The sequence below is a fragment of the Bartonella sp. AD328YNZD genome (genome assembly GCF_042196425.1).
Window position 1 is genome coordinate 1 of record NZ_JBHIQG010000625.1, and the last position, 940, is coordinate 940.

Annotated in this window: 2 protein-coding genes; both read left to right on the top strand. The window is 38.3% G+C overall.

Annotated features, from left to right (window positions below):
• Window positions 1–162: 162 nt before the first annotated feature.
• Window positions 163–804 carry a ribonuclease HII gene (locus ACFIO3_RS14100; protein ID WP_375704688.1) on the top strand — a complete coding sequence of 214 codons (642 nt, stop codon included), beginning with the start codon at window positions 163–165 and terminating at the stop codon, window positions 802–804.
• Window positions 801–940, top strand: a 140-nt coding sequence (locus ACFIO3_RS14105; RefSeq protein WP_375704502.1) for an L-threonylcarbamoyladenylate synthase, incomplete at its 3' end; no start/stop codon positions are given. The genes ACFIO3_RS14100 and ACFIO3_RS14105, both read left to right, overlap by 4 nt.

The window sequence follows — 940 nt, forward strand, 5'->3', positions numbered from 1 at the left end:
GAAAAATGGACAATAGGATACTCTTTATCTCATGGTTTGTTTTTATCTTTTGTGTAAGAATTCGCAGAATGTTTGAAAAGCCATTTAAAACTGTAATGCTTGCAAAAAATAAGCAGGTTACAGAAATAAGTGTATATTTGTTGTATTTGTGATTTATCAAAGATGTTTAATTTGCCGCTTCAGCCAAATTTCTTGTGTGAATTGAATTTGCAGAAACAGGGTTTTTTTCATATAGCTGGTGTTGATGAAGTAGGACGAGGACCTCTCGCTGGACCGGTGGTAACGGCAGCAGTTATCTTGGATAAAGGTCATATTCCTGATGGATTAAATGATTCAAAAAAACTTTCTTTTCTTCAACGAAGTAGACTTTATCATGAAATTTTGCAAAGTGCATTGGCGGTTTCAGTTGCTAGTGTTTGCGCTCGTACAATTGATCAATCTAATATTAGACAAGCAACTTTAGAAGCAATGCGTCGCTGTATTAAAGGATTAGCTGTTTCAGCCCACTATGTACTTGTTGATGGACGTGATATTCCCTCTGGGTTGTTTTGTCCTGCAATTGCGTTGATTAAGGGCGATCAGCGTTCGGTTTCAATTGCAGCCGCATCTATTATTGCGAAGGTAACGCGTGACCGGATGATGAAATGTGCAGGACAAGTTTATAAAGGCTATGGTTTAGAGAAGCATGTAGGATATGCAACGTTAGTTCATCGTACGGCTCTTAATAAATATGGTCCAATCGTAGGATTACATCGTTATAGTTTTGCACCACTAAAAGAACGTTATAGGAATGATGTATCATGACGATTCTACCACTCAATAGCGCTTCAATAAAAGAGGCAATAGCGCTTCTTGAACAAGGAAAGTTAGTAGCGTTACCAACGGAAACTGTTTATGGATTAGCAGGCGATGCGACCAATGGGAGGGCAATTTCTTCTAT

Bases quoted from the DNA above. Each gene is read 5' to 3' on its own strand.
- ACFIO3_RS14100 (WP_375704688.1), top strand. From the start codon at position 163: ATGTTTAATTTGCCGCTTCAGCCAAATTTCTTGTGTGAATTGAATTTG.